The sequence below is a fragment of the Oceaniferula marina genome (assembly GCF_013391475.1).
Taxonomy (GTDB): Bacteria; Verrucomicrobiota; Verrucomicrobiia; order Verrucomicrobiales; family Akkermansiaceae; genus Oceaniferula; species Oceaniferula marina.
Genome location: NZ_JACBAZ010000067.1, coordinates 1 through 368, shown reverse-complemented (window position 1 = coordinate 368; position 368 = coordinate 1). Strand labels below are relative to the sequence as shown.

General features: G+C 39.1%; 1 protein-coding gene. It reads right to left on the bottom strand.

Going from position 1 to position 368, the window contains the following annotated elements; genetic code table 11:
- The coding region (locus HW115_RS19900) for a hypothetical protein (RefSeq protein ID WP_227021690.1) at positions 1-221 on the bottom strand (221 nt) is incomplete at its 3' end.
- Positions 222-368: the final 147 nt, after the last annotated feature.

The window sequence follows — 368 nt, the reverse complement described above, 5'->3', positions numbered from 1 at the left end:
GTATACATTCTAAATTTTGCTTTTTCATATGACCCCCAATAATTCTGCTTTTCTGTATACTTATACCAAAGCAGTTTATCCTGATTTCCTGACACCTCCACAACCGTACTGGCTGCGTATGTAAAACGCTCTAATCTAGCTTCTAGATTTTTCATAAGATTGTCTGCCTGCACAAAGCAAGCGCAACAGAACCACAAAATTGAGATCAAGGCTGTTTTCATTTAAATAATAAATTTTGGATTTGGAAATAATTTGGTGCCTGGACGTACTGCTGACTTGGGTTGTTTGCCCACACGATCAATACAGGGCAATTCTTTAATTTTTTCCCATCGTTCCAAGGCCTTCACACGCGCTTTAGTCTCCGCTTT